At 33.9% G+C, this 25,771-nt stretch carries 22 protein-coding genes; 9 read left to right on the top strand and 13 right to left on the bottom strand.

The window, feature by feature from the left end; translation table 11 throughout:
• Nucleotides 1-27 precede the first annotated feature (27 nt).
• The 3 genes from ATO12_RS19060 to ATO12_RS19050 are packed head-to-tail and all read left to right on the top strand — an operon-like array spanning nt 28 to nt 4,295.
• Entirely contained in the window at nt 28-3,141 is a 3,114-nt protein-coding gene (locus ATO12_RS19060; protein ID WP_034245036.1) for a VPS10 domain-containing protein, read from the top strand.
• Between the two features lie 50 nt (nt 3,142-3,191).
• Nucleotides 3,192-3,743, top strand: a complete 552-nt coding sequence (locus tag ATO12_RS19055) for a CopD family protein (RefSeq protein ID WP_034245033.1) — start codon at nt 3,192-3,194, stop codon at nt 3,741-3,743.
• Nucleotides 3,744-3,749: 6 nt separating this feature from the next.
• Nucleotides 3,750-4,295: a GNAT family N-acetyltransferase gene (locus ATO12_RS19050; RefSeq protein WP_051575953.1), complete on the top strand. Its 546-nt coding sequence runs from the start codon at nt 3,750-3,752 to the stop codon at nt 4,293-4,295.
• An 87-nt stretch (nt 4,296-4,382) separates the two neighbouring features.
• Here ATO12_RS19050 and ATO12_RS19045 read toward each other — a convergent pair whose 3' ends face one another.
• The gene (locus tag ATO12_RS19045; RefSeq protein WP_034245030.1) at nt 4,383-5,171 is read right to left on the bottom strand and encodes a zinc metalloprotease; all 789 of its coding nucleotides are present in this window, start codon (nt 5,169-5,171) and stop codon (nt 4,383-4,385) included.
• Nucleotides 5,172-5,400: 229 nt separating this feature from the next.
• Between ATO12_RS19045 and ATO12_RS19040 the strand changes: the two genes are divergently transcribed.
• From ATO12_RS19040 to nadD, 3 genes are read left to right on the top strand one after another with little or no spacing between them, the layout of a single operon-like run.
• Nucleotides 5,401-6,258 (top strand): YicC/YloC family endoribonuclease, encoded by an 858-nt coding sequence (locus tag ATO12_RS19040; protein ID WP_034245029.1) that lies wholly within the window; start codon nt 5,401-5,403, stop codon nt 6,256-6,258.
• Complete coding sequence (gene gmk / locus ATO12_RS19035; RefSeq protein ID WP_034245026.1) at nt 6,259-6,840, top strand: guanylate kinase; 582 nt, start codon at nt 6,259-6,261, stop codon at nt 6,838-6,840.
• Between the two features lie 38 nt (nt 6,841-6,878).
• The gene (gene nadD / locus ATO12_RS19030; RefSeq protein WP_034245025.1) at nt 6,879-7,460 is read left to right on the top strand and encodes a nicotinate (nicotinamide) nucleotide adenylyltransferase; all 582 of its coding nucleotides are present in this window, start codon (nt 6,879-6,881) and stop codon (nt 7,458-7,460) included.
• 190 nt (nt 7,461-7,650) lie between these two features.
• Here nadD and ATO12_RS19025 read toward each other — a convergent pair whose 3' ends face one another.
• The 4 genes from ATO12_RS19025 to ATO12_RS19010 all read right to left on the bottom strand — a co-directional run bounded on the left by ATO12_RS19025 (nt 7,651) and on the right by ATO12_RS19010 (nt 13,123).
• Nucleotides 7,651-7,881 carry a response regulator gene (locus tag ATO12_RS19025; RefSeq protein ID WP_165583416.1) on the bottom strand — a complete coding sequence of 77 codons (231 nt, stop codon included), beginning with the start codon at nt 7,879-7,881 and terminating at the stop codon, nt 7,651-7,653.
• A 15-nt stretch (nt 7,882-7,896) separates the two neighbouring features.
• A complete protein-coding gene (locus ATO12_RS19020) occupies nt 7,897-10,086 on the bottom strand; it encodes a tetratricopeptide repeat protein (protein WP_034245020.1) in 2,190 nt (729 codons plus the stop codon).
• 535 nt (nt 10,087-10,621) lie between these two features.
• Nucleotides 10,622-11,401 (bottom strand): enoyl-CoA hydratase/isomerase family protein, encoded by a 780-nt coding sequence (locus ATO12_RS19015; protein ID WP_034245018.1) that lies wholly within the window; start codon nt 11,399-11,401, stop codon nt 10,622-10,624.
• Between the two features lie 264 nt (nt 11,402-11,665).
• On the bottom strand, nt 11,666-13,123 hold the full coding sequence (locus tag ATO12_RS19010; RefSeq protein WP_034245016.1) for a sensor histidine kinase: 1,458 nt from the start codon (nt 13,121-13,123) through the stop codon (nt 11,666-11,668).
• A gap of 103 nt (nt 13,124-13,226) precedes the next feature.
• Between ATO12_RS19010 and ATO12_RS19005 the strand changes: the two genes are divergently transcribed.
• Complete coding sequence (locus ATO12_RS19005) at nt 13,227-14,918, top strand: ABC transporter ATP-binding protein (RefSeq protein WP_034245014.1); 1,692 nt, start codon at nt 13,227-13,229, stop codon at nt 14,916-14,918.
• Between the two features lie 653 nt (nt 14,919-15,571).
• Here the strand turns inward: ATO12_RS19005 and ATO12_RS19000 are convergent.
• The 8 genes from ATO12_RS19000 to trhO form a co-directional block, all read right to left on the bottom strand.
• Entirely contained in the window at nt 15,572-16,228 is a 657-nt protein-coding gene (locus tag ATO12_RS19000) for a CoA transferase subunit B (RefSeq protein WP_034245012.1), read from the bottom strand.
• Between the two features lie 2 nt (nt 16,229-16,230).
• Nucleotides 16,231-16,569 carry a hypothetical protein gene (locus ATO12_RS18995; RefSeq protein ID WP_034245009.1) on the bottom strand — a complete coding sequence of 113 codons (339 nt, stop codon included), beginning with the start codon at nt 16,567-16,569 and terminating at the stop codon, nt 16,231-16,233.
• A 238-nt stretch (nt 16,570-16,807) separates the two neighbouring features.
• Nucleotides 16,808-17,449: a peroxiredoxin gene (locus tag ATO12_RS18990; protein ID WP_034245006.1), complete on the bottom strand. Its 642-nt coding sequence runs from the start codon at nt 17,447-17,449 to the stop codon at nt 16,808-16,810.
• 104 nt (nt 17,450-17,553) lie between these two features.
• Nucleotides 17,554-18,261, bottom strand: a complete 708-nt coding sequence (locus tag ATO12_RS18985) for a CoA transferase subunit A (protein WP_034245004.1) — start codon at nt 18,259-18,261, stop codon at nt 17,554-17,556.
• A gap of 101 nt (nt 18,262-18,362) precedes the next feature.
• On the bottom strand, nt 18,363-20,693 hold the full coding sequence (locus ATO12_RS18980) for a penicillin-binding protein 1A (RefSeq protein WP_034245002.1): 2,331 nt from the start codon (nt 20,691-20,693) through the stop codon (nt 18,363-18,365).
• A 150-nt stretch (nt 20,694-20,843) separates the two neighbouring features.
• Nucleotides 20,844-21,335: a gliding motility lipoprotein GldH gene (locus tag ATO12_RS18975; protein WP_034245000.1), complete on the bottom strand. Its 492-nt coding sequence runs from the start codon at nt 21,333-21,335 to the stop codon at nt 20,844-20,846.
• Nucleotides 21,322-22,590 carry a PSP1 domain-containing protein gene (locus ATO12_RS18970; protein WP_034244998.1) on the bottom strand — a complete coding sequence of 423 codons (1,269 nt, stop codon included), beginning with the start codon at nt 22,588-22,590 and terminating at the stop codon, nt 21,322-21,324. The genes ATO12_RS18975 and ATO12_RS18970 overlap by 14 nt, the downstream gene beginning before the upstream one ends.
• 161 nt (nt 22,591-22,751) lie before the next feature.
• Entirely contained in the window at nt 22,752-23,783 is a 1,032-nt protein-coding gene (gene trhO / locus ATO12_RS18965) for an oxygen-dependent tRNA uridine(34) hydroxylase TrhO (protein WP_034244996.1), read from the bottom strand.
• Nucleotides 23,784-24,064: 281 nt separating this feature from the next.
• Between trhO and ATO12_RS26185 the strand changes: the two genes are divergently transcribed.
• The gene (locus ATO12_RS26185; protein WP_165583415.1) at nt 24,065-24,217 is read left to right on the top strand and encodes a hypothetical protein; all 153 of its coding nucleotides are present in this window, start codon (nt 24,065-24,067) and stop codon (nt 24,215-24,217) included.
• Nucleotides 24,218-24,665: 448 nt separating this feature from the next.
• Entirely contained in the window at nt 24,666-25,673 is a 1,008-nt protein-coding gene (recA, locus tag ATO12_RS18960) for a recombinase RecA (protein ID WP_034245252.1), read from the top strand.
• The last annotated feature ends 98 nt before the right edge of the window (nt 25,674-25,771 follow it).

The raw sequence follows: 25,771 nt of genomic DNA, 5'->3' as shown, positions 1-25,771 counted from the left end.
AGCTTTTAAATTAAATCTCAGCTAACTATGTATTCACAATTCGGTAGAGTTATTCTCATACTCTTTTTTGCTTTCTCAAGTATTTTCACATCCAACTCTCAAACGTATAATCAGGAACTCTATGATGCTCTAGAATATAGACTTATCGGACCATTTCGAGGCGGGCGAAGTGCTGCCGTAACCGGAGTTCCAGGAAAGCCTAATTTATTTTATTTTGGGGCCACTGGTGGAGGAATATGGAAAACTACAGACGGTGGACGTACCTGGAAAAACATCTCTGATGGTTTCTTTGGAGGATCAATTGGTGCTATTGCCGTATCTAAAAGTGATCCTAATGTAATCTATGTAGGTGGTGGAGAAAAAACATTGCGCGGAAATGTATCTTCGGGTTATGGTATCTGGAAAAGTGTTGATGCTGGTAAAACGTGGATACAAGCTGGTCTTCCTAAAAGCAGACATATCCCGAGAATAACTATTCACCCTACTAATCCTGATATTGTATATGCTGCAGTATTGGGTAATATATATAAACCTACTCAAGATCGTGGTGTATATAAAAGTATTGATGGAGGAACAACATGGAATAAAGTACTGTTTGCAAATCAGGATGCCGGAGCGGTAGATCTAACTTTAGATCCTAATAACCCCCGAATTTTGTATGCTTCGACATGGAATGCAAGAAGAACACCTTATAGCCTTAGTTCTGGAGGAAAAGGTTCTGCTCTTTGGAAAAGTACAGATAGTGGACAAACATGGAATGAGATTTCGCAACACAAAGGATTCGCCAAAGATACTTTAGGAATAATGGGAGTAACTGTTTCTCCTGTAAATAGTGAACGGGTGTGGGCTATTGTAGAAAACAAAGAAAAAGGTGGGGTATATCGCAGCGATGATGGAGGAGACACCTGGAGCCAATTAAACAGCAGCAGAAGCTTGCGTCAACGTGCATGGTATTATAGTCGTATTTATGCAGATCCTCAAGATATAGATGTTGTCTATGTCGTTAATGTATCTTATCATAAAAGTAAAGACGGGGGTAAAAATTTTAGCAGTTATCGCGCTCCACATGGGGATCATCACGATCTATGGATTGCTCCAGAAAATCCAAAACGTATGGTCATTGGCGATGATGGTGGTGCACAAGTTACATACGATGGTGGCGAAACCTGGAGTACGTACCACAATCAGCCCACTTCACAGTTTTACAGAGTGACTACAGATAATAGTTTTCCTTATAGAATCTATGCAGCACAGCAAGATAATTCTACTATACGTATCAATCATAGAAGCACGGGATGGAGTATTTCTGAAAATGATTGGGAAAGTACTGCTGGAGGAGAATCTGCTCATATTGCTGTCGATCCCAAAGATAATGATATTGTTTACGGAGGAAGTTATGATGGCTTTCTTACCCGGGTAAATCATAAAACAGAAACCGTACGCTCTATTAGTGTATGGCCAGATAACCCTATGGGGCATGGTGCAGAGGACATGAAATATCGTTTTCAATGGAATTTCCCAATACTATTCTCTAAACATAATCCAAACAAATTATATACATTCTCTAATCATGTTCATGTCACCGAAAATGAAGGACAAAGTTGGAAGGTGATTAGTCCGGATTTAACTAGAAATGACCCTGATAAACAAAAATCTTCTGGAGGCCCTATTACACAAGATAACACATCTGTAGAATATTATTGTACCATTTTCGCAGCGGCAGAAAGTCCTGTCAAAGAAGGTTTACTTTGGGTCGGAAGTGATGACGGACTTGTACATGTAAGCCAGGATGGAGGAAAATCCTGGAACAATGTAACACCCAAAGGCATACCAGAATGGATGATGATTAATAGTATCGAACCTAGTGCTTTTGCAGAAGGTACATGTTATATCGCCGGTACGAAATATAAATCAGGAGATTTTGCTCCTTATCTATATAAGACTACCGATTATGGCAAATCATGGACAAAAATTACAAACGGAATCAAAAACGAACATTTTACACGGGTGCTTCGTGAGGATCCCAATCAAAAAGGATTATTATATGCAGGTACAGAAACAGGTATGTATATCTCTTTTAATGATGGAGCAAACTGGGAATCTTTTCAATTAAATTTACCTATTGTACCTATTACAGATCTAACCATTAAGGATAATAATTTGATTGTTGCTACGCAAGGAAGAAGTCTTTGGATAATTGATGATTTAACAGTCTTACATCAGTTAAACAATACTATGAAAACTCAAAATCATATTCTATATAAACCTAAGAATTCGTATCGTATGGGTGGAGGAAGTGTTAAAGATTCTAAGACAGCAGGAACTAATCATCCCGCTGGTGTTATGACGTATTTCTATCTCAAAAATTATGATGCAGCAAAAGACACGGTTTCTTTAACCTATTTTAATACCAAAAATGATACTATAAAATCATTTAGTACCAAAGCAAAAAAGAAAAAAGATCAATTAAAAATAGAGGAAAAAGGAGCTCAATTATTTACCTGGAATATGAGAGGTGATGGAGCAGAAAAATTAGATGGTATGATTCTTTGGTGGGCAAATCTTAATGGTCCAAAAGCTGTCCCTGGCAACTATAATATAAGTCTTGCAATAAATGGAAAAGAAGTCTCTAAACAACCTTTTACCATTGTGGCCGATCCCAGAACAGAAGCATCACCACAACAAATGCAATCGCAATTTGATTTTATTACCAGTATAAATAAAACAGTAGACAAGGCGCATAAATCTATAAAGAAAATCAGAAAAATTAATGCTCAGCTCAAAGCATTTTCGACACAGTATAAAGACAATTCGGCGACTAAAGACTTGGTTAAAAAAGCTTCAGACTTGCAAAAACAATTTGGCGAGATCGAAAAAGTATTATACCAAACCAAAAACAAAAGTAACCAGGATCCTTTAAACTTTCCTATTAAACTTACCAATAAACTAGGGCACCTAAATTCTCTGGTAGGTATGGGAGATTTTGGTCCTACAGAACAAGATATTGCTGTAAAAAATGAACTTACTAAAAAGATCAATGATCAATTAGCTAATTTTGACAAATTAATTACCGAAGAAATTAAACGTTTTAATACAGAGTTCAATACCTTGCAGCTTAATTATCTTTTTGTAGAAAAGTAAACCTTTTTGTCATCCCGAACTGGTTTAGGAGGTAATTTAAAATTAACCCAATGCTCGAATATTATAATTATATAAAATCCTTGCACCTGATCTTTGTGATCACATGGTTTGCCGGGCTATTTTATATTCCCCGGTTATTTATCTATCAAATAGAAGCTTCTCAAAAGCCTCTACCCGATCGAGACATATTAGGTAAACAACTTAAATTAATGGCTAAACGCCTTTGGTTTATTATCACCTGGCCTTCTGCTATATTAGCCACTGTATTCGCAATTTGGTTACTTATTTTAATGCCAGCTTGGCTACAACAACCTTGGATGCATGTTAAACTTGGGTTTGTAGTGTTACTTATTATGTATCACCTCAAGTGCCATCATATCTATAAACAACTACAGTGCGATGTTGTAAAATGGTCATCTGGGCAAATGCGAATGTGGAATGAAGGTTCAACGATCATTCTTTTTTCGGTCATTTTTCTGGTTATCGTTAGAGATGCAGTAAATTGGATATATGGAGTTGTGGGAATACTATCGCTTGCAATTATACTTATGATGGGTATTAAACTTTATAAAAGAATTCGGGATAAGAATCCTGATGCATAATATCGATTGAACTTTATCTCAAAAACATACCATACCAAATTAGGGAGAGCTCTTTTAATTAGAGAAGCAGCCCCGGCAGATGCTAAGCAATTATTAGCATTAAAACTAGAATATCTTAAAGACACTAGTACTATTCCTTTGTTTGATTACGAATACTCTAATACAATAAAAGAAGAAGAAGAGCTTATTCAAAACCTTCATCAACAATCCAATAGTTTATTATTGGTAGCCGAAAGCGACGGTACTATTATTGGAAACATAGACCTTACAGGCAGTTGGCGTAAAAAGATGCAACACACGGCCATGATAGGAATGGGGATTCATACTCAATGGCAAAATCAGGGTATTGGTACTCTTTTGATTCAAAATGTATTAGAATGGTCAAAACAAAATGAAATAGTAAAAGTACTATGGTTAGAAGTTTATGCTACCAATTTTGCTGGTGTTAGTTTATATAAAAAAATGGGATTCAAGGAATCTGGAAGCATTGAGGATTTTTTTCTTGAGGAAGAAAAATATATAGATAAAATCACAATGGTTATTAATCTTTAAGATTACTTTTTTCTAGGTATGGTAATAAAACAAAAAGACTGCCTGAAAAAATATTCAGGCAGTCTCTTAATTTATTGGTGTATTTGATTAATTACACAATCTATTATTTCTATTGCTATACATTCTTCTTATAGCCCTTTTGTCAAAATTAGAAACATCATTAGCATTAAATACCACATTTGGGTTTGATCCAGAAGTCATAATCGAATTAGGATCTACATTAGGTGTTCCTGGTATTTGTGTACCAAAAAACCCTTGTTCTGCATGAAGAAACCCAATATTATGCCCAATTTCATGAGCTAATATATTTCCCCACTCTCTAGCTGTTACCGGATCTCCATCAATACTGGGTTCATTAAGGTTTAATATAATCAAACCTCCTTCTACTCCATTAGAAGGAAATTCTCCAAGACCCCAGCCTCCTATTTCACCAGGATTCGACAAACGAACCAAAATATCAGGATTGTTATTTACAGGTATCAAACGTAAAGTTGTTCTATTAACCCTATTCCATAAGTCAATACCTCTTTGAAACCCTCTTCCTGCGGCATTATTACCTAAAGCATTCTGAATACGAATATTACCTGCCCTGTTGCAATCAACAATGGTATAAAAAGCTTGTTTTTGAAAGTTAGTTTCTTTCAATGTTTCTTCAGTGATAAAAATATCTCCGTCCACAATATATCCTCCTTTAGCGGATGCAACGGACGTCTTATCCGTGTCAAACCCCATACGCTGTAATTTTGATAAAATTTCGGGAGATATATCCTCTTGTGTAATTGTAGTGTTTTGTTGAATATCATTTTCAACGTCACTGGAACATTTTGTCATACCGATAGCAATAACTACCAGCATAGCTAATTTAATAGTTTTCATAATGAGTATATTTAAGTTGAACCATAAAGCTATCAAAACACTAATCATTAAACAAGCAAATTGTTATATATTTAACTTTTTGATGATATTTGTGTGTTTTTAAACATTTTGTTTTTAGTTGATAAAAAAAATAAAGACAACGGTCATAGATTATCAAATTTGGTTTTATGAGTTAAGATGCCGTTGTTAAGACTTTTCATTATCTTCGTGCAACTTTTAGTATAATTCTATGATCAAATCTATGACAGGCTTCGGGAAGTCTATCCTTCAGCTACCTACAAAAAAAATAACGATTGAGGTTAAATCACTTAATAGTAAAAACTTAGACCTTAATGCAAGAATTCCTTCACAATACCGTGAAAAGGAGCTTGAAATGCGAAATACTATTGCAAAAAAACTAGCAAGAGGTAAGGTTGATTTTGGATTATATGTTGAAGCAACTGGTGAAGAAACATCAAACAAGGTTAATGAAGCTATTGTAAAAGAATACATCAGACAATTATCAAATGTACACGAAGGTGATACTATAGAGTTATTAAAAATGGCCGTTCGTATGCCTGATGCTTTAAAAACAGAACGTGAACAAATCGATGAGCAGGAATTTAATGCGATAAAAGATGAACTAACCAAAGCGTTAACGGCGATAGAGGATTATAGAATCGACGAAGGAAAAGCATTAGAAAAAGATTTCAATATTCGTATTAAAAATATAAGGGAACTGCTTGATAGCGTTATACAAATGGATCCTGAACGCATGGAAGCAGTTAGAGAACGATTACATAAAGCTGTATCTGATTTAAAAGAAGAGGTCGATCAAAATCGTTTTGAACAGGAGTTGATTTATTATTTAGAGAAATTTGATATTACAGAAGAAAAAGTTCGATTGGCAAATCATTTAGAGTATTTTACTACTACATTAAATTCTTCGGATTCTAATGGAAAGAAACTTGGTTTTATCACTCAGGAAATAGGTCGTGAAATTAATACTATTGGTAGTAAATCTAATTATGCTCCTATGCAACAACTAGTAGTTCAGATGAAAGATGAGCTCGAAAAAATTAAAGAACAATTACTAAACGTGTTGTAAATGAACCAAGGTAAACTTATTGTACTTTCGGCACCTTCTGGAAGTGGAAAAACTACTTTAGTTAAATACTTACTTAATCAAGAAGAATTGAATCTTGGGTTTTCTATTTCTGCAGCTTCTCGACAACCTCGTGGAGGAGAAGTTCATGGAAAAGATTATTACTTTTTATCATTAAGAGAGTTTAAAGACAAGATTAAAGCCGAAGAATTTCTAGAATGGGAAGAGGTATATCGGGATAATTTTTATGGAACATTAAAAACTGAAGTGCAACGACTTTGGGATAATGGTAAACATGTGATTTTTGATATTGATGTTGTAGGTGGTTTGGATATTAAAAGCATATTTCCAGATCGTACGTTGGCAATTTTTGTAAAACCACCTAGTATTGAAGAACTCAAAATTCGTTTGAAGAAACGTAAAACCGAATCCGAAGATAAAATCAATATGAGAGTTGCCAAAGCCTCTACCGAAATGGCTACTGCTCCTCAGTTTGACGCTATCATAACGAATGATGATCTGGAAAAAGCTAAAAACGAAGTATACCAATTGGTTAAAAAGTTTCTTTTTAAAGAATTAAAATAAGATTTCCACATTCGTGGAAATGGAAAAATAAATTTTCCATGAAAAAAATCGGATTGTATTTTGGGACGTTTAATCCCATTCATATCGGTCATTTGGCAATCGCTAATCACATGGCTGAGTTCTCTGATCTTGATGAGTTGTGGATGGTCGTAACTCCTCATAATCCTCATAAGAAAAAAAGTTCGCTTCTGGATAATCATCATCGCTATGAGATGGTATATCGCGCTACACAATCGTATCCAAAATTAAAACCTAGTGATGTAGAGTTTAAACTACCACAACCCAATTACACTGTGCATACACTTGCACACTTGCAAGAAAAATACCCAAAAGATCAATTTCATCTTATTATGGGAGAAGATAATCTGAAAAGTTTTCATAAATGGAAAAATCATGAGGTTATTCTCGAAAACCATAACATCTATGTATATCCAAGAATTGCTGAAGGAATTGTAGCCTCTCAATTTACAGATCATCCCAAAATACATCGAATTGACGCTCCTATTATGGAGATTTCTTCTACATTTATTCGCAAGACAATTGCTGCTCATAAAAATGTAAGACCTTTGCTTCCCGAAGTTGTATGGGAATATATTGATGAGATGAATTTCTACAAGTGATACATTAACGCCTGTATTGTATAGTTCAGCTAAAAATCACTTTTGATAATATACTATTTTAACGTGAATAATGGATAATAAATTTTCGTCAATGGTATTGCCAAATCCCTGATTTGATGTATCGAAAACAAGAAAATGTATAACCAATACCATTTGCACTTTAAACCTACTGGAATAAAATGTTCTTTTTTCATCTAAGAAGCCGATTTTTTTGCTCTAAACGACCAAAAATACTACTCAAAAACACCATTTTTGAGTTACCGTCTGTTAAATTAATGTCTAAAAACACTAGTTCAGGCTCACAGGATTTAGTTACGATTATTGCTTCTTGTACGGATTCGCATTCCCCTATAATTTGTACACCTGCATTAATCGATTTCAACATGCTTTTTAAAGTTTGTCGTATAAGCCTTATCTTCAACGATTAGAGATTTTATCATAATTCTACTAATTTATAAGGAATAGTCAGGATGACTTCAGTTCCTTTTTCATTAGTTATTGAGCGGTCTTTAATTTCAATAGTGCCTTTCATATTATAATTTTTAGATAAGATACTCAATCGTTCTTTTGTTATAGTAGTAGACACTGAATTTTTGGAAGTGTGTTTATTAGTAAGTGTTGTATTGATGCCTATACCATTATCTATGATGATACATTGTAATTTTTTGCCAACCATACTAAGAGTAATATCTATTTTTTTAACTCCTTTATGTCCTATAAAGGCGTGCTCAATAGCGTTTTCTATGAAAGGCTGTATCAACATTGGTGGAATTTTGAACTGATGTATATCTATTGTTGTATCAACTTGAATAGTATATTGATAAGACTCGTGTTCTAAGTGGTATAACTCTAGGTAGTTTTCAATGGCTTTAAGTTCTTCGGAGAGTAATACGGTTTTATCTCTTGAGTTTTCTAAAATGATGCGTAGTAGTTTTGAAAATTTAGAGAGATACGTCACTGACTTTTTATCTTCTTTTCCTAAGATCATGCCTTGTAAAACGGAAAGCGAGTTAAAAATAAAATGTGGCGTCATTTGTGAACGCAACAGTTTTTGTTCAATCACAATATTCTGATTTTTGGCATTGGCATGGCGTAGTTTTAGAAAAAATATAATACTCCCTAACATCAAAACGCTTCCCAAAAATATAATAATGCTGATCAATACGTTACGCTGTGATTTTTCTAAATTTTGAGCTGTGGTCTCTACCGTTTTGGTAAGTTTTAATTCTCGGTCAGCAGCTTTTGAAAGTTCTTGCTCATATTTGTATTCGTATTCTAGTGCGGTTATTTTTTCAATATTTTCTTTGTTAAGGATGCTGTCGCTTAATCTTTTATATATTTCATGATAATCTAGAGATTTTTGGTAATTCTTAGTCTTTTTATAGATAGTATATAAAAAACGAGCTGCTTTTTGCTGAACTGGTAATAATAGTAAATCATCCGCAATTTTTTTGCTTTTCTGAATGTATGAAATTGCTGTTTTGTATTTTTTGTTATACATATAGGTTTCGGCAATTCCCATAAGGCTATTGGCTAAAATTCGTTGATTTCCGGTTTGTTGGCTTATCTGCATTGCTTCAGTGAAATATGAGCGCGCAAATAGAGGTCTTTTTAGCAATAAATGAACTTTTCCAATCTTGTTTTTGACAGTAGCGATTTGTTTTAAGTTATTGATTTCTTCACTTATATGTAGTGAAAAAGTGTAATGTTTTAAGGCATTTGCATAATCAGTTTTAGTTAAGTAAATATCTCCAATATTACTATTATTTGCAACGATATTGTTTTTATCACCAATTTGCACAGCATGTTTTAACGATTTTTCAAAAAATGTTAATGCTTTATCATACTTCTGCATGGCCAGGTTGACTTCACCCAAGCTATGAAGTGTATAGGTTAAACCTTCGTAATCAGATACTTTTTCTCTGAAACTTAAAGCCTCGTAAAAGCATATTAGCGCTAAAGGATAGTTGCCCTGTACTTGATGAATACCTCCTAAGTTTGTATTTACATAAGCTACACCTTCGTCATCACCAATTTGATTACTGAGCTCCAATGCTTGTTTATATCTAGAAATTGATTGATCATATTTGCCAAGTTCTTCGTACACAATGGCTATATTTATTTGGCAGGTAGCAATACCCCTTTTATTTCTTAACAATTGGTATATTTTTGAAGCTTGTTGGTAGGCGGTCATTGCTTCTTCAAATCTTGAAAGGTTATAATAATTGATTCCCATACCAATATAAACTCTTGCTGCTCCTTCTTGGTTATTAATGAGTTTATAGTTTGTCAATGATAGTTGTAGAAAATCTAAACTCTTTGTGAAATCTGATTTAATATTTTCTAGTCTTGCTAATAAACGGAATGCATTTGCTTTACCTTTTATATCGCCTAAATTAGTGCTTAAACTTTTTGCTTTTTCAAGGTACGTTCGTGTTGAATCTAAATCAGTTCTGAAATATGCAGAGGCAATATCAATTAATAAGTTAACACGAGTAGTATCTTTTCCGGTATGAAGTTGCAATTGAGTTTTTAAACTGTCTAAAGCATTGTCTTGAGCAAAACTATCATTGAAGTTAAATAAACAAAATAGAATAAGGAAAAATAGAAAAAGAAAATGCTTCATAAAAACTAAAGAGGTTTCATTATAAGGTTATGCTTAAAATAAACATATTAAATCTACCTATAAAAGCTTTATGAAGTTATTTTATAATAACGCTCTTAATTAATCCAGATTATTTTGTTAATTATGGTTGTAGATCAGCTGGAATATCAGCGTCCACGGTAATGGGTCAAATTGGTACTTTTATAAAAAACTTTCTTGTTAATGTGATGATTTGGTTGTACCCCTCCGCAGCTCCTAACGTGTAATTGATCGCTCCCGCTAGCGTCTCGCTAGTGGCGTCAAAGCTTAGAAGATAAGAATATATAAATGCTAAGAACCAGTTACAGCAATGTAGCTGGTTTTTTGATATTTTGTAGCACAAAATATCAAAAAAATAGAGGTTTAAGATATAAGTATCTCATAAAAAAAGACCTTTACTTCCCGAAGTTGTATGAGAATATATTGACGAGATGAATTTCTATAGGTAGGAGAATGGTAAAACAAAGACCTCATAGTTGTTACCTATGAAGTCTTTATTCTTTTTTATTTATCTAATTTATTTTCCTGGGAAATCAGCTCTACGTTTTTCTAAAAATGCTGTAGTTCCTTCTTTAAAATCTTCGGTACCAAAACAGTTACCAAATTGTTGGATCTCTGTTTTATATCCATTTACACCATCTTCATATCCAGAATTTATAGCTTTGATGGCTGCACTAATCGCCACAGATGAGTTTCTCATAATTTTTCCGGCTAACTTTTCTGCTAATGGTATTAATTCATCCTGGGCGGTTACATGATTTACCAACCCGTATTGTAATGCATGATTAGCATCGATCATTCCTGCAGTCATTATCATTTCCATAGCTCTGCCTTTACCAACTAACTGTGGTAAACGCTGTGTACCACCATAACCAGGTATTACTCCCAAAGAAACTTCTGGTAATCCCATTTTTGCATTATCACTGGCAATTCTAAAATGCGCTGCCATAGCCAATTCTAAACCACCACCCAGAGCAAATCCATTTACAGCAGCAATTACTGGTGTAGAAAGATTAGCAACAAAATCAAAAAGCAGCTCTTGTCCTTTTGTGGCTAGGTTCCCTCCTTCTGATACCGAAAAATCTGCAAATTCACTAATATCTGCACCTGCAACAAATGCTTTTTCACCACTTCCGGTAATGATAATAACTTTAGTATCTGTATCGAGATTGGCAACTCTAAAAGCCGCATGTAATTCTTGAATAGTCTCTTTATTAAGAGCATTTAATTTTGATGGACGATTGATCGTAATCTTGGTAATCCCATTATCCTGAGATGTTAGAATATTATTATACATTGTAATTTATGTTGTTTATTAATCTGTTGTTTTGATATTATTGAATTCCAAATTCGTCAATTCGAGTGCTTCGATAGACTCAGGATGACGAGGGTTTAGAATCAAAAAGCTATTCTCGATACAATTTTTCTTTATGTCATCTCGAGCGCAGTCGAGAGGTCACTAAGAAAAACCACTCGAATTGACGCTTTTTTATAGTATTAGTTAAATCTCTCTCAAAAAATATACTCTTTCATGACAATATATTAACCGAAGTAAAGTTTACTATTCTTTTGGAAATCTAACTTTAAAAACAGTACCTTTTCCTTCTTTTGATGTAAAGGTAATACTTCCGTTATAGGTTTCCACAATATTTTTCACCATTCCTAATCCAAGTCCCATACCACTGGTTTTGGTTGTGAATTTAGGTTCAAAAACTTTCTTAGTATTTTCCTCGGTTATCCCAATTCCATTATCAGCAACTGTAATAAGAACTTCTCCATTCTCAGAGAATACATCCACAATAATTTTGGGGATACGATCTTCGGGAATTGCCTGTATACCGTTTTTCACTAAATTGGTAACTACTCGTATCAGTTGTGTTCTATCAAATTTGGCAATGATTTTTTCTTTTTCTGAAGGAAAAATGATGTAGTCCTCATTAAAAATATCTAATGCCAGTCCTATAATCTTTACCACATCCAGAGTCTCGCTTTTTTGTGCAGGCATCTGTGCAAAATTTGAAAATGCCGAAGCAATAGAACTCATCGTATCGATTTGCTGGATCAAAGTATCGCTATATTCCTGAACTTTTTGATGAATTTTAGGGTCATTGGGATCAAACTTACGTTGAAAACTTTGTACAGTTAACCGCATTGGCGTTAATGGGTTTTTAATTTCGTGTGCTACCTGTTTTGCCATTTCTCTCCACGCCGCTTCTCGCTCGCTTTTGGCTAGCATTGCAGCACTTTGCTCAAGTTCATCGATCATACTATTATAGGCATTTACCAATGAATAGATTTCTTCACTGGCATCACCAATATCTATTCGTTTATTTCGCTTATCTAATCGAGTTTGGTCTATAGTTTCAGAAATTGTCTTTAAGGATCTGGTAATGTACTTCGATAAAAAATAGGCTAAAACAATGGCCACTAAAAGCATTAGCAAATACACCTGCCCCAGGCGTTGCAAAAACTCTAATAATTCTCTTGTGATTAAATCATCATCTTCAAGATATGGCAAATGTAATATCCCTAAAGGCTTGGATCGAACATCGGTAATATAGGTATATGATGTTAAAAACCGTTCTCCGTTTTTTTCAGATTTTACCAAATACTTCTTATTATAAAGAGAAGCCAGTGTATCTAAAATAAGAGGGTTAATTTGGATATCGGTAGTATCTTTTGCAAAGACCCCTTCTGATTTAACTAATAATTTTCCCGAAAGCCCATAAATATTAATAGGCATAGAATGTTCTTCAGAAATTTGATAAATACGATCTTTTTCTCTAAAAATTAACGCTATATTTTCCTCATTAACGGGATAGGTCGTAGTTTTTAATGCATTGTTGATTGCAATTTGAATTCGTTCTTCTTTTCGTTCTAATCGGCCTTGATGATATTCTTCTGCTTCTTCTTTATATTGATAGATCGTAACGGCAGCAATCAAAATTGAAGCTAGTAATACCAAGATGGTCATGGAAATAAAAATTCGTGTACGAAGAGAAAGTTTAAGTAGCCTCATAATATATTTTGACAAGTAAAGATAACAAATATCACACCAAAATAGTTGTAAAAAGAAATCTGTGAAAGCGTCGAATTTCCTAAATTTACCTAACGTTTAAGTTATGGATAATACTACACTGCTCTCTGTACAAAATCTTTGTGTCTCTTTTTTATCAGAAGAAAAAGAAAACCAAGTACTCTATGACGTCTCTTTTGACATTCATAAAAACGAAATACTAGGAGTTGTAGGTGAGTCGGGAAGCGGAAAATCTGTTGCTTCGTTAGCCATCCTGGGACTACTCCCTAATAAAATTTCTAAAGTGACTAAAGGAAATATTATCTATAATGGGATCTCTTTATTAAGTTGTAATGAAAAAGAATACAGAGCGATTCGTGGTAATGAGATAGCTATGATTTTTCAGGAACCTATGAGTTCTTTAAATCCTTCTATGAAATGCGGAAAACAAGTCGCAGAAATCTTATTTCAGCATACATCATTATCTAAAACAGAAATAAAAGCAGAAGTACTTTCTTTATTCGAAAAAGTAAAACTTCCTGAACCTGATCGAGCATATAAATCATATCCTCATCAATTAAGCGGAGGGCAAAAACAACGCATTATGATTGCTATGGCTATTGCTTGCAAGCCAAAACTTCTTATTGCAGATGAACCTACAACTGCACTTGATGTAACGGTACAAAAAGAGATTATAGGTTTGCTAAAAAGCCTACAGGAAGAATACAAAATGAGTATTTTATTTATTTCTCATGATCTCTCACTGGTCTCAGAAGTTGCAGATCATGTTTTGGTTATGTATCAAGGAAAGATGATAGAATATGGGACAATCGATACCATTTTTCATACTCCACAAAAGGAATACACCAAAGCATTAATTAATGCAAGACCCCCAATGAATGTTAGGTATCAAAAACTACCTACTATTGCAGATTTTCTGGGAGATACAGATCAAAAAAAGGAAATTATTACTAAAGAACAGCGAGAACAACATCATCAAAATTTGTATAGTCAACCCCCTCTACTCGAAGTTATAAATGTAGAAAAAAGTTATTTTTCTAAGGTTGGTTTATTTGGAAAAGCAGAATTTAAAGCTGTAGATGATGTAAGTTTTAAACTCTATGAAGGCGAAACCCTGGGGCTTGTAGGAGAATCTGGTTGTGGTAAATCCACTTTAGGAAATACCATTTTACAATTAGATAAGGCCAATAGTGGTCAGGTTATTTACAAAGGGCGTGATATTACACAATTATCTTCCTCTGAAATACGAAGTCTTCGAAAAGAAATTCAATTAATATTTCAGGACCCTTTTGCATCCCTCAATCCAAGATTAACTGTTGGGAAAGCAATTATGGAACCTATGCAAGCACATAATTTATACAACAATGACAAAGAAAGAAAGCAAAAGGTTATAGAACTACTACAACGTGTAAGTCTAACCGAAGAGCATTTTAACCGCTACCCACACGAGTTTAGTGGTGGGCAACGACAACGTATCGGTATTGCGCGTACAATAGCGTTACAACCAAAACTTATTATCTGTGATGAATCTGTTAGTGCATTAGATATTTCTGTACAAGCACAAGTGCTTAACTTATTAAATGAGTTAAAAAGTAATTTTGGGTTTACCTATATTTTTATATCACATGATCTGGCTGTTGTAAAATATATGTCTGATCAGCTATTGGTTATGAACAAAGGTAAAATAGAAGAGCAAGGCGATGCAGATTTGATTTATGAAAACCCAAAAAAAGACTATACCAAAAAACTAATAGATGCCATCCCGCAGGGAAAATAAGTTTCAAAAAGAAAGCTACTCTAGAAGTTACGTTAAACATCGACCCTAACTCTAATTAAAAAAATAGACCTCACAGGTCTTAGAGACCTGTGAGGTCTGAAAAGGATATAAAAAAAACCTGTTAAACTTATACAGGCTAACAGGTTTCATTCATCGCGACTTGGGGAGGTTGCGATTGATTAATTAACAACAAAAAATCACATCAACAAAAATACTTTTTTCGCCACATAAACACAGTTTGAAATCAATTCCATTGTAGGTTTGATCGATTTCTGTAGACGATTTATACGTTTTTTCATAATAGGGGAAACTTGTGTGGGTTAATAATTTTTTTAATCCTTTTAAAAAATAATGTGTATAGGGGGCATTATTTTTTATCGGGACACTAATATGCAAATTTTTTCATCAATTACGTTTAAATACACAAAAAAATCGATGAAATACACTAAATTTTAACATTTAAATGTAAAATGTTAGTTTATAAAGGTTAAAGCAAAGGTTTAAGGGTATAAGAATCCACTTGAAAGTGTAGTATTTTTCTTTCAAAAACAAGATAATCAGATCCTGTTATACCTAAACGACTCTTTTATTGATTTATTATTCGTAGAGACTTAATTATTATTCGTTACTATATTCCTAGAATTAGATTTAAATCAATCTAATATCATTTCGGGAATATCGCCTTCAATTATGAGGTTTCCTTCTGTAGCATTCTTAATTTCTTCTACAGATACTCCCGGTGCTCTTTCTAAAAGTTTAAATCCTTTATCAGTAACTTCTAAAAAGGCCAGATTTGTAACTATTTTTTTTACGCAGTTAACTCCGGTAAGTGGAAGTGAACATTTTTTTAGCAATTTAGACGCTCCAGCCTTATTGGTATGCATCATAGCTACAATAATATTCTCTGCACTAGCTACTAGATCCATTGCTCCTCCCATTCCTTTAACCATTTTGCCTGGGATTTTCCAGTTAGCTATATCTCCATTTTCAGAAACCTCCATTGCTCCCAAAATTGTTAAGTCAACGTGTTGTCCCCGAATCATACCAAAACTCATTGCAGAGTCAAAAAATGATGCCCCTGGCATTGTAGTAATCGTTTGTTTTCCCGCATTTATAATATCGGCATCTTCTTCTCCTTCAAAAGGAAATGGTCCCATTCCTAAAACACCATTTTCGCTTTGAAACTCTACTTCTATACCTTGAGGGATATAATTGGCCACCAATGTAGGTATACCTATTCCCAGGTTTACAAAATATCCGTCCTGTAGTTCTTTAGCAATACGCTTTGCAATTCCGTTTTTATCTAACATAATTATTTTCTTCTAATCTTATATGAATTAAAATGATTGGTTGACTTACTTTCCTGAACCCATATTAATAATGGTATAGAGACCACAGCCAAAGCTATAAGACCATAAAAACTTAAAAGAACAATAGCAACTATCCCACTTATTATAAATGCAAAGAGTACTTTTCTATTATCAACAACCGCATCTATTCTATTGATATGTTTTTTATCTTCTTTATTACAATACTTGCACGTAACCTGTACTTCATCACCAATTTTCATTTGTAATTCACCTCTGGTTGCTGTTACTGGTTTAAATTTATTTTGAATCTTACATTGAGAGCATGTAAACTCTAATTTCACATGTTTAAATTTTAGTAATTATTTGATTATACGTTAATTATAAAATTGAGAACGTGTATAACCACTTCGTTCTCTCATTAAGAATTTTAAACATCAACTTTTGTGAAGTAATTTTTAAATTTCTTAATGTTCGTTTCATCTGTTTATGTATTTATTATTTTTCAATGGTCAGATGGAATCGCCATATAATCATTTCGGTTGGGTATCAACCTAATTGTTATGGCTTATTTCATACTTGCTAATTTAAATTAGGCTGAGGTGTCATCCTTAAATAAGGTTTTACCTCTTTATACCCTTTTGGGAATAATTCGGCTATTTCTTCATTAGGTACAGAGGGTACAATAACGCAATCTTCTCCAGGATTCCAATTTGCAGGTGTGGCCACTTTATGATATGCCGTTAACTGAAGCGAATCAATAACGCGCAATAGCTCATCAAAATTTCTTCCTGTAGAAGCTGGATATGTTATTGTAAGTTTGATTTTTTTATCTGGTGCTATTACAAAAACAGAACGTACTGTTAGTTGACTATCTGCATTAGGATGAATCATATCATATAATTCTGATACCTTTCTATCCTCATCAGCTATGATAGGAAAATTAACTGTTGTGTCTTGTGTTTCATTAATATCTTTAATCCACCCATGATGAGATTCTAAGCCATCTACACTTAGTGCAGCAACTTTTACATTGCGTTTATTAAATTCATTTGTGTATTTTGATACTGTACCTAATTCTGTAGTACAAACAGGAGTATAATCTGCCGGATGTGAAAATAGAATTCCCCAATTTTCTCCTAACCAATTATGAAAATCTATTTCTCCTTCTGTAGTTTGTGCAATGAAGTTTGGTGCTTCATCTCCTAATCGTAATGCAGCCATAATTTGTGTGTATTTAAGGTTTTAAAAACAAATAATATTAATTTGAAGTGATATACTCTTTTTTCGATAGGTTATAAAAATGATTTTACATCTATCAAAAAAGATTAAACTTCTTCTTTTTTACGAACTGTACGTTGCTCGATTCTTTTTTCATAATCTTGTCCTTGAAAAATTCGCTGAACAAATATCCCCGGAATATGTATATGGTCTGGGTCTAAGGTTCCTGCGGGAACTAATTCTTCTACCTCGGCCACTGTTATTTTTGCAGCACCACACATACAAGGATTAAAGTTTCTTGCAGTTCCTTTAAAGATCAAATTTCCGGCTTCATCGCCTTTCCAGGCTTTCACAAATGCAAAATCGGCTTTAAACGCATGCTCTAACACATACATTTTGCCATTAAATTCTCGAGTCTCTTTTCCTTCGGCTACTTCGGTACCATAACCTGCCGGAGTATAGATTGCAGGAAAACCTCCCTGAGCAGCACGACATCTTTCTGCCAACGTTCCTTGTGGGATAAGCTCTACATCTAATTCGCCGCTAAGCATTTGACGCTCGAATTCATCATTTTCTCCTACATAAGAAGAGATCATTTTTTTGATTTGCTTTTTTTGAAGTAGAAGCCCTAATCCAAAATCATCAACTCCTGCATTATTGGATATACAGGTAAGACCTTTGATATTTGATTTTACAAGTTCTGTAATAGTATTTTCGGGAATACCACATAGGCCAAACCCTCCAAGCATAAAGGTCATATCATCTTTGATACCAACCAAAGCTTCGGTAACATTGGGTACCGTTTTACGAATCATAGTGTTCTAATTTTAGCAGACTAAAAGTACTAAAAAAAACAGTATCTCATCTTTTGAAATTAGATAGTTTTAAGAATCTTTTAAACCAGGTAAAGCTTATTTTAAAGACTGAACTCATCTATGTTCTCATCCTGGATATTATTTCTCTTAAAAGCCTTGCAATCTACTTCGATAGTTAAGTTTTCTGGCTTAGGAAAAGCTTCTTTAGAAATCTTTAATGTTTTATCTTCATAGCATTTTCTCATAAATAGTGCCCAGACCGGTAATGCCATTGTAGCTCCCTGACCAAAAGTAGTTGTTCTAAAATGCGTAGCTCTATCATCTCCTCCAACCCAAACTCCTGTACAAAGGTTAGGAACAATACCCATAAACCAACCATCACTTTGATTTTGTGTTGTTCCTGTTTTACCCGCTATAGGGTTTGTAAACTTGTATGGGTGGCCAGTGACTACATTTTTTATATCATATCTCGATGAAGGTCCTGTACGCAAACGTACTCCAGAACCAGATTGGGTAACACCTTCCATTAGATTAATGGTCACATAGGCAGCTTCTTTACTAATCACATCACTTGTTTCGGGAACAAACTGATATAAAACAGTTCCGTTTTTATCTTCTATACTAGTAATGGTTACCGGTTTGGTATATATTCCCTGATTCGCAAATGTACTATAGGCTCCTACCATTTCTGATAATTTCAAATCTACTGATCCTAATGCTATAGAAGCTACTTCAAGAATATCTGATTCTACTCCCATTTTCTTTGCAAGACGAACAATAGGTTCTGGCCCGATTCTATCCATTAAACGAGCAGAAATTGTATTCACAGATTTGGCTAATGCTTCTTTAAGACTCATATACCCTGTATAATCTGCATCACTATTTTTTGGTGTCCAGTCATTATCAATTACACCATGAGAACCTGCCGAAATTGTTATTTGAGATTTTGGCAATGTATCGCAAGGAGAAAGTTTAAGTTGGTCGATTGCAGTTGCATACACAAAAGGCTTAAATGTAGATCCTACCTGTCGTGCACCCTGATATACATGATCATACTGAAAATGCTTATAATTTACTCCTCCTACCCAAGCTTTAACATGCCCGGTTTGTGGTTCCATCGACATTAATCCCGAGCGTAAAAACTTTTTATAATATAAGATAGAATCCTTAGGAGTCATTATTGTGTCTATTTCTCCTTTCCAACTAAATATGCTCATCTCTGCCTTTTTATCAAAAGACTGTCTTATTTCTTTTTCGCTTTTACCCTGGCTAAGCATCTTTTTCCACCTGGCAGAAGATTTAATACTACGATTCAGTATTCTTTTTACTTCATCCTCTGTTAAATCTCTAAAAGGAGTGGTTTTATTATCTTTTTCTTGTTTATCAAATTCTTTTTGAAGATTTGCCATATGCTCCTGTACTGCTTCTTCGGCATATTTTTGCATACGAGAATCTATAGTTACATTAATTCGTAATCCATCTCTATAGATATCAAAATATTCGGGATCGCCATCAGCATTTTCTCCTTTAGGATTCTCTTTTACCCATTTTGACATCCAACTTCTTACGTATTCTCTAAAATAAGTTGCAGTCCCATCATTATGACCTTCTGGAGAGTAATCCAGTTTAAGTGGTAATTGTTTTAAACTATCTCGTTGTTTTTCTGTAATGTACTCATATTTCTCCATCTGATTAAGAACCACATCTCTTCTTGTTTTTACCATTTCTGGTCTACGAAGTGGATTATAAAGTGATGAATTTTTTAACATTCCTACCAATACAGCTGCTTCTTCTACATTAAGATCTTTAGGGCTTTTTCCGAAATAAATTCTCGATGCAGAACTTATACCAATAGCCTGATTAAGAAAATCATATTTATTAAGATACATCGTTACAATTTCTTTCTTGGTATATTGTCTCTCTAAACGAGTTGCAATTACCCATTCCTGTATTTTTTGCAAATATCGCTCGATCTTATTCTTTGACCCTCCGGTAAATAATTGCTTGGCTAGCTGTTGTGATATCGTACTTGCCCCTCCTTTGGTTCCTAAAAAAACAAATGCTCTTAATGTTCCTCTGGCATCTATCCCAGAGTGATCATAATATCTGGCATCTTCTGTTGCCACCAAGGCATCAACCAAATGTTGTGGTAGATCTTCATAACTTACAGGAGTACGATTTTCTTTAAAAAAGGTTCCTATTTGCACCCCATCTGAAGAGATAATCTGGGTTGCCAAGTCATTTTGCGGGTTTTCTAATTCTTCGAATTTAGGCATTTCTCCATAAACGCCCCAACTAGCCAGAAGAAAAAGTAAGGCTATTAAAAACAATCCTGATCCAAATAGTATCCAAAATGCTTTTATGTATTTTATGGTATTACTCGCAGGAGTTTTTGTTCTTTTTTTTGTTGATTTGGGTTTTGCCTTTGCCATATCTCAGCTATTTAATTCTATTTTTTAAAAGATCAGAAGAGGTTTTTCCCTTTTTGTTGATGTCCTCATTATCCGACCTTTCTCTAAAAGTATTTTAATGATATTTTTTGCCTATCCTGGATAGAAGATAGGTTCTATTTTTATAATTTATTAGGGATTTTGAACATTTTCTATCCTAAATCCTATATCTGTAATTCCTTCTAATGACGATATCCCATTTACTTCACCATTCTTTCTCATAGCATGCTCTATAGTTATCGTATAATTTCCTTTTTCTTTAAAACTTACATTTTCTTTATACCACAATTTATTTTCTTTAAGATCAGAAAAACCTGTTCCTAACCATTTTCCATCAGGTGCTGCAAGACGATACTCTAAGGTATCAGTAACTATCTTACCGTTCGGAAATTTCATTTCACTAATTAAAAACAAATTGCTGTATTTGTATTCATTATTATTACGAATATTTATAAACAAATTATAGGGTTGTGTTGTGTCGAGTTCTGGAAGTGTAAAACTCACTTTCTCATCCATTTCCCATGCATTAGCTACTGTATGATAAGTATCGAAAACCTGCTTATCATCGCAGGAGATCATACCAATTACAATACATACTATTAAAAAAAACCTAAGTTTTATCATTATTCCTATTACGAGACCTACGTTTTTTATTACCTCGATTATTTGATTTATTTGTTCTATCAGAATTCCCTTCTTTTGATTTATTTGAAACTGCTGTTTGCTTATCTGAAGATCTCCTGTTTTTATTTTTTCTTTTGTTACGATTCCTTCTTTTGCTACGTTTAGGCTGATCAAATCGCGTTAAGCTATCTTGTCCTACAACGTTCTCAAAATCTGTTTTAGTATCTTCTATTAATTCTGAAGCAAAATCTTCTAAGCTCGCTACTTTTTCATTGTTCTTGTTTGCCGCAATAATTTCATTAACATCTTCGGTAGATATTCTGTGCCAATTCATCCATTCGCCTTCATAAGCATACCACAACAATCCTTTAAAAATATCTATTTTTTGACATACAGCAGTTCCTTTATCTGTTCGAAGCTTTATGTCTGTTTTAGGAAAACTATTAAGTGCATCTATATATGCATCTAATTCATAATTAAGACAACATTTTAGTTTTCCGCATTGACCAGCAAGTTTTTGCGGGTTTAAAGATAATTGCTGGTACCTAGCTGCACTAGTATTTACTGATCTGAAATCGGTAAGCCAGGTAGAACAACATAGTTCCCTCCCACAGGAACCAATACCTCCTAATCGTGCAGCTTCTTGCCTAAAGCCTACTTGTCGCATTTCTATACGAGTATTAAACTCGTGCGCAAACTCCTTTATTAACTGCCTAAAGTCTACTCGCTCTTCTGCTGTGTAATAAAAAGTAGCTTTAGATCCATCACCTTGAAATTCGATATCAGAAATTTTCATTTGCAGCTCTAATCGAATTGCGATTTCCCGAGCACGAACCTTCATAGCTTCTTCTCTGTCACGAGCTTTTTGCCATATATCAATATCTTTTTGAGATGCTTTTCGGTAGACTTTTTTTATGTCTTCACTATCAAGTTCTACTTTCTTTTTTTTCATCTGGATACGAACTAACTCTCCAGTAAGAGTAACAATTCCTACATCATGACCAGGAGAAGACTCTGTTGCAACAATATCTCCAATGCTTAAAGAAAGATTTTCTGTATTTTTAAAGAAATTTTTTCTACCGTTCTTAAATCGTATTTCAACATAAGAAAAAGGTAATGATCCACCAGGAAGTGACATATTGGATAACCAATCAAAAACCGTTAATTTATTGCAACCATCTGTACCACAGGTACCATTATTCTTACAACCCTTAGGTTGCCCGTCTTTTGCGGAGGAACAACTGTTACACCCCATATTTTTTATCTATATTGAAATTTGTCTGCGATCATAATCGCAACAAATATGGTTCTTACTAAAGTTAGAAATATATAATTTCTAACGTATCAATCGTTAAAGATACTATGAAATGAGGATAAAAAAAACTATCTGCTATAGTATCTTCACCTTTTTAGGTGTTACTTTTTATATTTTAATGCTTCAGAACGACCTTTTTTAAAGATTTTATTACTATTTCCTTTACCTTTTCGCAATGCTTTTTGTTCTTCAAATGATAATCTATTAACTTCCATACACTCTGTCGAGCAACAGTTTTCTAGCTCTGCCGCACAATTTTCACATTGTATAAACAATAGGTGGCATGCTTCATTTTCACAATTCACATGGGTATCACATGGGGTACCACATTGATGACAATTAGCGATTATATCGTCAGAAATACGCTCTGCTCTTCTATGATCAAACACAAAGTTTTTACCCAGAAATTTATTTTCTAAACCTTGAGCTTCGACTTGCCTCGCATATTCTATAATCCCCCCTTCTAATTGAAATACATTTTTAAATCCTTTATGCTTATAATATGCACTGGCTTTCTCACAGCGTATACCCCCAGTACAATACATTACCAGTTTTTTATCTTCTTTATGATCTTTAAGATCTTCTTCGATGATATCCAAAGAATCTCTAAACGTATCTACATCGGGTGTAACGGCTCCTTTAAAATGACCTATTTCACTTTCATAATGATTACGCATATCGACCAGTACCGTATTAGGATCTTCGATAAGTTCATTAAACGCAGAAGCATCAACATGCACTCCTTTGTTGGTTACATCGAATGTATCGTCATCTAATCCATCTGCTACAATCTTTTTACGAACTTTGACTTTTAGTTTCAAAAAGGATTTTGTGTCTTGCTCTCTTGCAATATTAAGGCGTACATTTTCTAGAAAAGAAATACTGTCTAAGTGTTTTTTAAAAGCTTCAAAATTAGGTGCAGGAACAGATAACTGTCCATTTATACCTTCTTTAGCCACATAGATACGACCCAAGACATCAAGTTCATTCCAATGAATAAAAAGGTGATTTCTAAAAATTTGTGGATTCCCAATATGTGCATATGCATAGAAAGATAGCGTAAGTCGGTCTGTGCCGGCTTCATCGATAAGAGCTGCTCTTTCTTTTGCACTTAATTTGTTGTACAGTTGCATGCTATACTTACGTTTTAAGTTAAAAGAAACTATTTATTTTTTGGCAAAAATACAAATCATAAAGCAATATCCAAAGGCTGCTATTTGAGTTTTAGCATGGTAAAAAATTTCCTTTCCACCTCTAACCTTATTTTTTTTTGTTAAAAAAATCTCAGTCCCGAAAAATGGAATTCGCAACCTATATTTTTACCTGAAGTAATTCATCTTTTTCAAATAAATAAAACTCATATTAAATTTCTACAAATGTTCTATATTTATACATAATCTTAAAATCTCATAAAATGAAACACTTAACAGGTTTAATCGGATCAAAAACACTGAATAAAAAAGAACAACAAAGTATCAATGGTGGAAACGGTTTTTGCGATAGGTTTCCTTCAAATCCTTTGTGCGACCCCAGAGACACAGACAACTCTGATAATGCAAATCAATAAATTCTAATTTTTGAATATAAAAAATGCCTTGGAATAAATTTCAAGGCATTTTTTGGGCTAATTCGTTATTAAATAATTTAACGATTAAAAAATATAATAACGAAGCTAGCCACCTTCTACTATACAATTACTAATTTTAGTAATTGTGCAGCCATCAAGATTATGTCTTACGACCTTTTTAAGAAATTTCATCTTTCTCTTTCCTTCTGCTTTTGTTCATGTTTGCTTTTTATGTAGATGCTATAAAAACAAAAGGGTTGCGCTATACCCCTAAAAAAATATGTGATCAGTGTTTAGTTACAATTTAAAAAACTCTAAATCTTAAAATAAAGTGCAAGTGTTTGTTGTTAATAACGATTTTAGAATCCGCATCCCAACTACAAAAAGAAATAGTATTTTAGCAAAAAGTTTATTATCAATGTCAAATCCCGATATATTTGAACAACAAATGAGTACAGAGAAAGACGCAAAATTAAAAGCATTAAAACTTACCCTTGATAAATTAGATAAGGCCTACGGAAAAGGAACTGTAATGAAGATGAGTGACAGTTCTGTACAAGAAGTAGATGTAATTCCTACAGGCTCTCTCGGTTTAGATCTTGCATTAGGTGTAGGTGGATATCCTAAAGGAAGAGTCGTTGAAATTTACGGGCCAGAATCTTCTGGTAAAACAACACTTACTTTACATGCTATTGCACAGGCACAAAAAGCCGGAGGTATTGCAGCATTTATTGATGCAGAGCATGCTTTTGATCGTTTTTATGCAGAAAAATTAGGCGTAGATATAGATAATCTAATTATTTCTCAACCAGATCATGGGGAGCAGGCTTTAGAGATTGCTGATAACCTAATCAGGTCTGGGGCTATCGATATTATCGTTATTGATTCTGTGGCAGCACTTACTCCTAAAAGTGAAATCGAAGGTGAAATGGGGGATTCTAAAATGGGGCTTCATGCACGTTTAATGTCTCAGGCGCTTCGAAAATTAACCAGTTCAATTAGTAAAACCAATTGTACCGTAATTTTTATTAATCAGCTTCGTGAAAAAATCGGGGTAATGTTTGGAAATCCCGAAACGACCACTGGTGGTAACGCTTTAAAATTTTATGCTTCAGTACGTTTAGATATTCGTCGTTCTACACAGATCAAAGATAGTAATAGTGAAGTACAAGGAAACAAAACACGAGTTAAAGTAGTAAAAAACAAAGTGGCACCACCTTTTAGAACTGCAGAATTTGATATCATGTATGGAGAGGGTATTTCTAAAAATGGAGAAATCATTGATATTGGTGTAGACTATGAGATTATCAAGAAAAGTGGCTCCTGGTTTAGCTATCAAGACACTAAATTAGGGCAAGGACGAGATGCAGTGAAATCTTTACTTAATGATAATCCAGAACTTATGGAAGAACTTGAAGAAAAAATCAAAGAAGCCATAAAAATTGCAAAAGAATAAAACTTTCTTAATAAAAATACTAAAATCCCGAAGCTTCGGGATTTTTTTATACCTTAAAAGCAACCTTATCTGCATTAGAGCATCTACCTAATGGATGT

Source organism: Aquimarina atlantica (genome assembly GCF_000626715.1).
Lineage (GTDB): Bacteria > Bacteroidota > Bacteroidia > Flavobacteriales > Flavobacteriaceae > Aquimarina > Aquimarina atlantica.
The sequence above is the reverse complement of the archived record's forward strand: the minus strand, read 5'-3'. Positions and strand labels throughout refer to the sequence as shown.

Excerpts from the sequence above, each read along its gene's own strand:
- ATO12_RS19010 (WP_034245016.1), bottom strand. The coding sequence starts at position 13,123 with ATGAGGCTACTTAAACTTTCTCTTCGTACACGAATTTTTATTTCCATG.
- ATO12_RS19060 (WP_034245036.1), top strand. The coding sequence starts at position 28 with ATGTATTCACAATTCGGTAGAGTTATTCTCATACTCTTTTTTGCTTTC.
- recA (WP_034245252.1), top strand. The coding sequence starts at position 24,666 with ATGAGTACAGAGAAAGACGCAAAATTAAAAGCATTAAAACTTACCCTT.
- ATO12_RS18990 (WP_034245006.1), bottom strand. The coding sequence starts at position 17,449 with ATGGCTGCATTACGATTAGGAGATGAAGCACCAAACTTCATTGCACAA.
- ATO12_RS18980 (WP_034245002.1), bottom strand. The coding sequence starts at position 20,693 with ATGGCAAAGGCAAAACCCAAATCAACAAAAAAAAGAACAAAAACTCCT.
- ATO12_RS18985 (WP_034245004.1), bottom strand. The coding sequence starts at position 18,261 with ATGATTCGTAAAACGGTACCCAATGTTACCGAAGCTTTGGTTGGTATC.
- ATO12_RS19045 (WP_034245030.1), bottom strand. The coding sequence starts at position 5,171 with ATGAAAACTATTAAATTAGCTATGCTGGTAGTTATTGCTATCGGTATG.
- nadD (WP_034245025.1), top strand. The coding sequence starts at position 6,879 with ATGAAAAAAATCGGATTGTATTTTGGGACGTTTAATCCCATTCATATC.
- trhO (WP_034244996.1), bottom strand. The coding sequence starts at position 23,783 with ATGCAACTGTACAACAAATTAAGTGCAAAAGAAAGAGCAGCTCTTATC.
- ATO12_RS19000 (WP_034245012.1), bottom strand. The coding sequence starts at position 16,228 with ATGTTAGATAAAAACGGAATTGCAAAGCGTATTGCTAAAGAACTACAG.
- ATO12_RS19040 (WP_034245029.1), top strand. The coding sequence starts at position 5,401 with ATGATCAAATCTATGACAGGCTTCGGGAAGTCTATCCTTCAGCTACCT.
- gmk (WP_034245026.1), top strand. The coding sequence starts at position 6,259 with ATGAACCAAGGTAAACTTATTGTACTTTCGGCACCTTCTGGAAGTGGA.
- ATO12_RS18975 (WP_034245000.1), bottom strand. The coding sequence starts at position 21,335 with ATGATAAAACTTAGGTTTTTTTTAATAGTATGTATTGTAATTGGTATG.
- ATO12_RS26185 (WP_165583415.1), top strand. The coding sequence starts at position 24,065 with ATGAAACACTTAACAGGTTTAATCGGATCAAAAACACTGAATAAAAAA.
- ATO12_RS19055 (WP_034245033.1), top strand. The coding sequence starts at position 3,192 with ATGCTCGAATATTATAATTATATAAAATCCTTGCACCTGATCTTTGTG.
- ATO12_RS19005 (WP_034245014.1), top strand. The coding sequence starts at position 13,227 with ATGGATAATACTACACTGCTCTCTGTACAAAATCTTTGTGTCTCTTTT.
- ATO12_RS19020 (WP_034245020.1), bottom strand. The coding sequence starts at position 10,086 with ATGAAGCATTTTCTTTTTCTATTTTTCCTTATTCTATTTTGTTTATTT.
- ATO12_RS18970 (WP_034244998.1), bottom strand. The coding sequence starts at position 22,590 with ATGGGGTGTAACAGTTGTTCCTCCGCAAAAGACGGGCAACCTAAGGGT.
- ATO12_RS19015 (WP_034245018.1), bottom strand. The coding sequence starts at position 11,401 with ATGTATAATAATATTCTAACATCTCAGGATAATGGGATTACCAAGATT.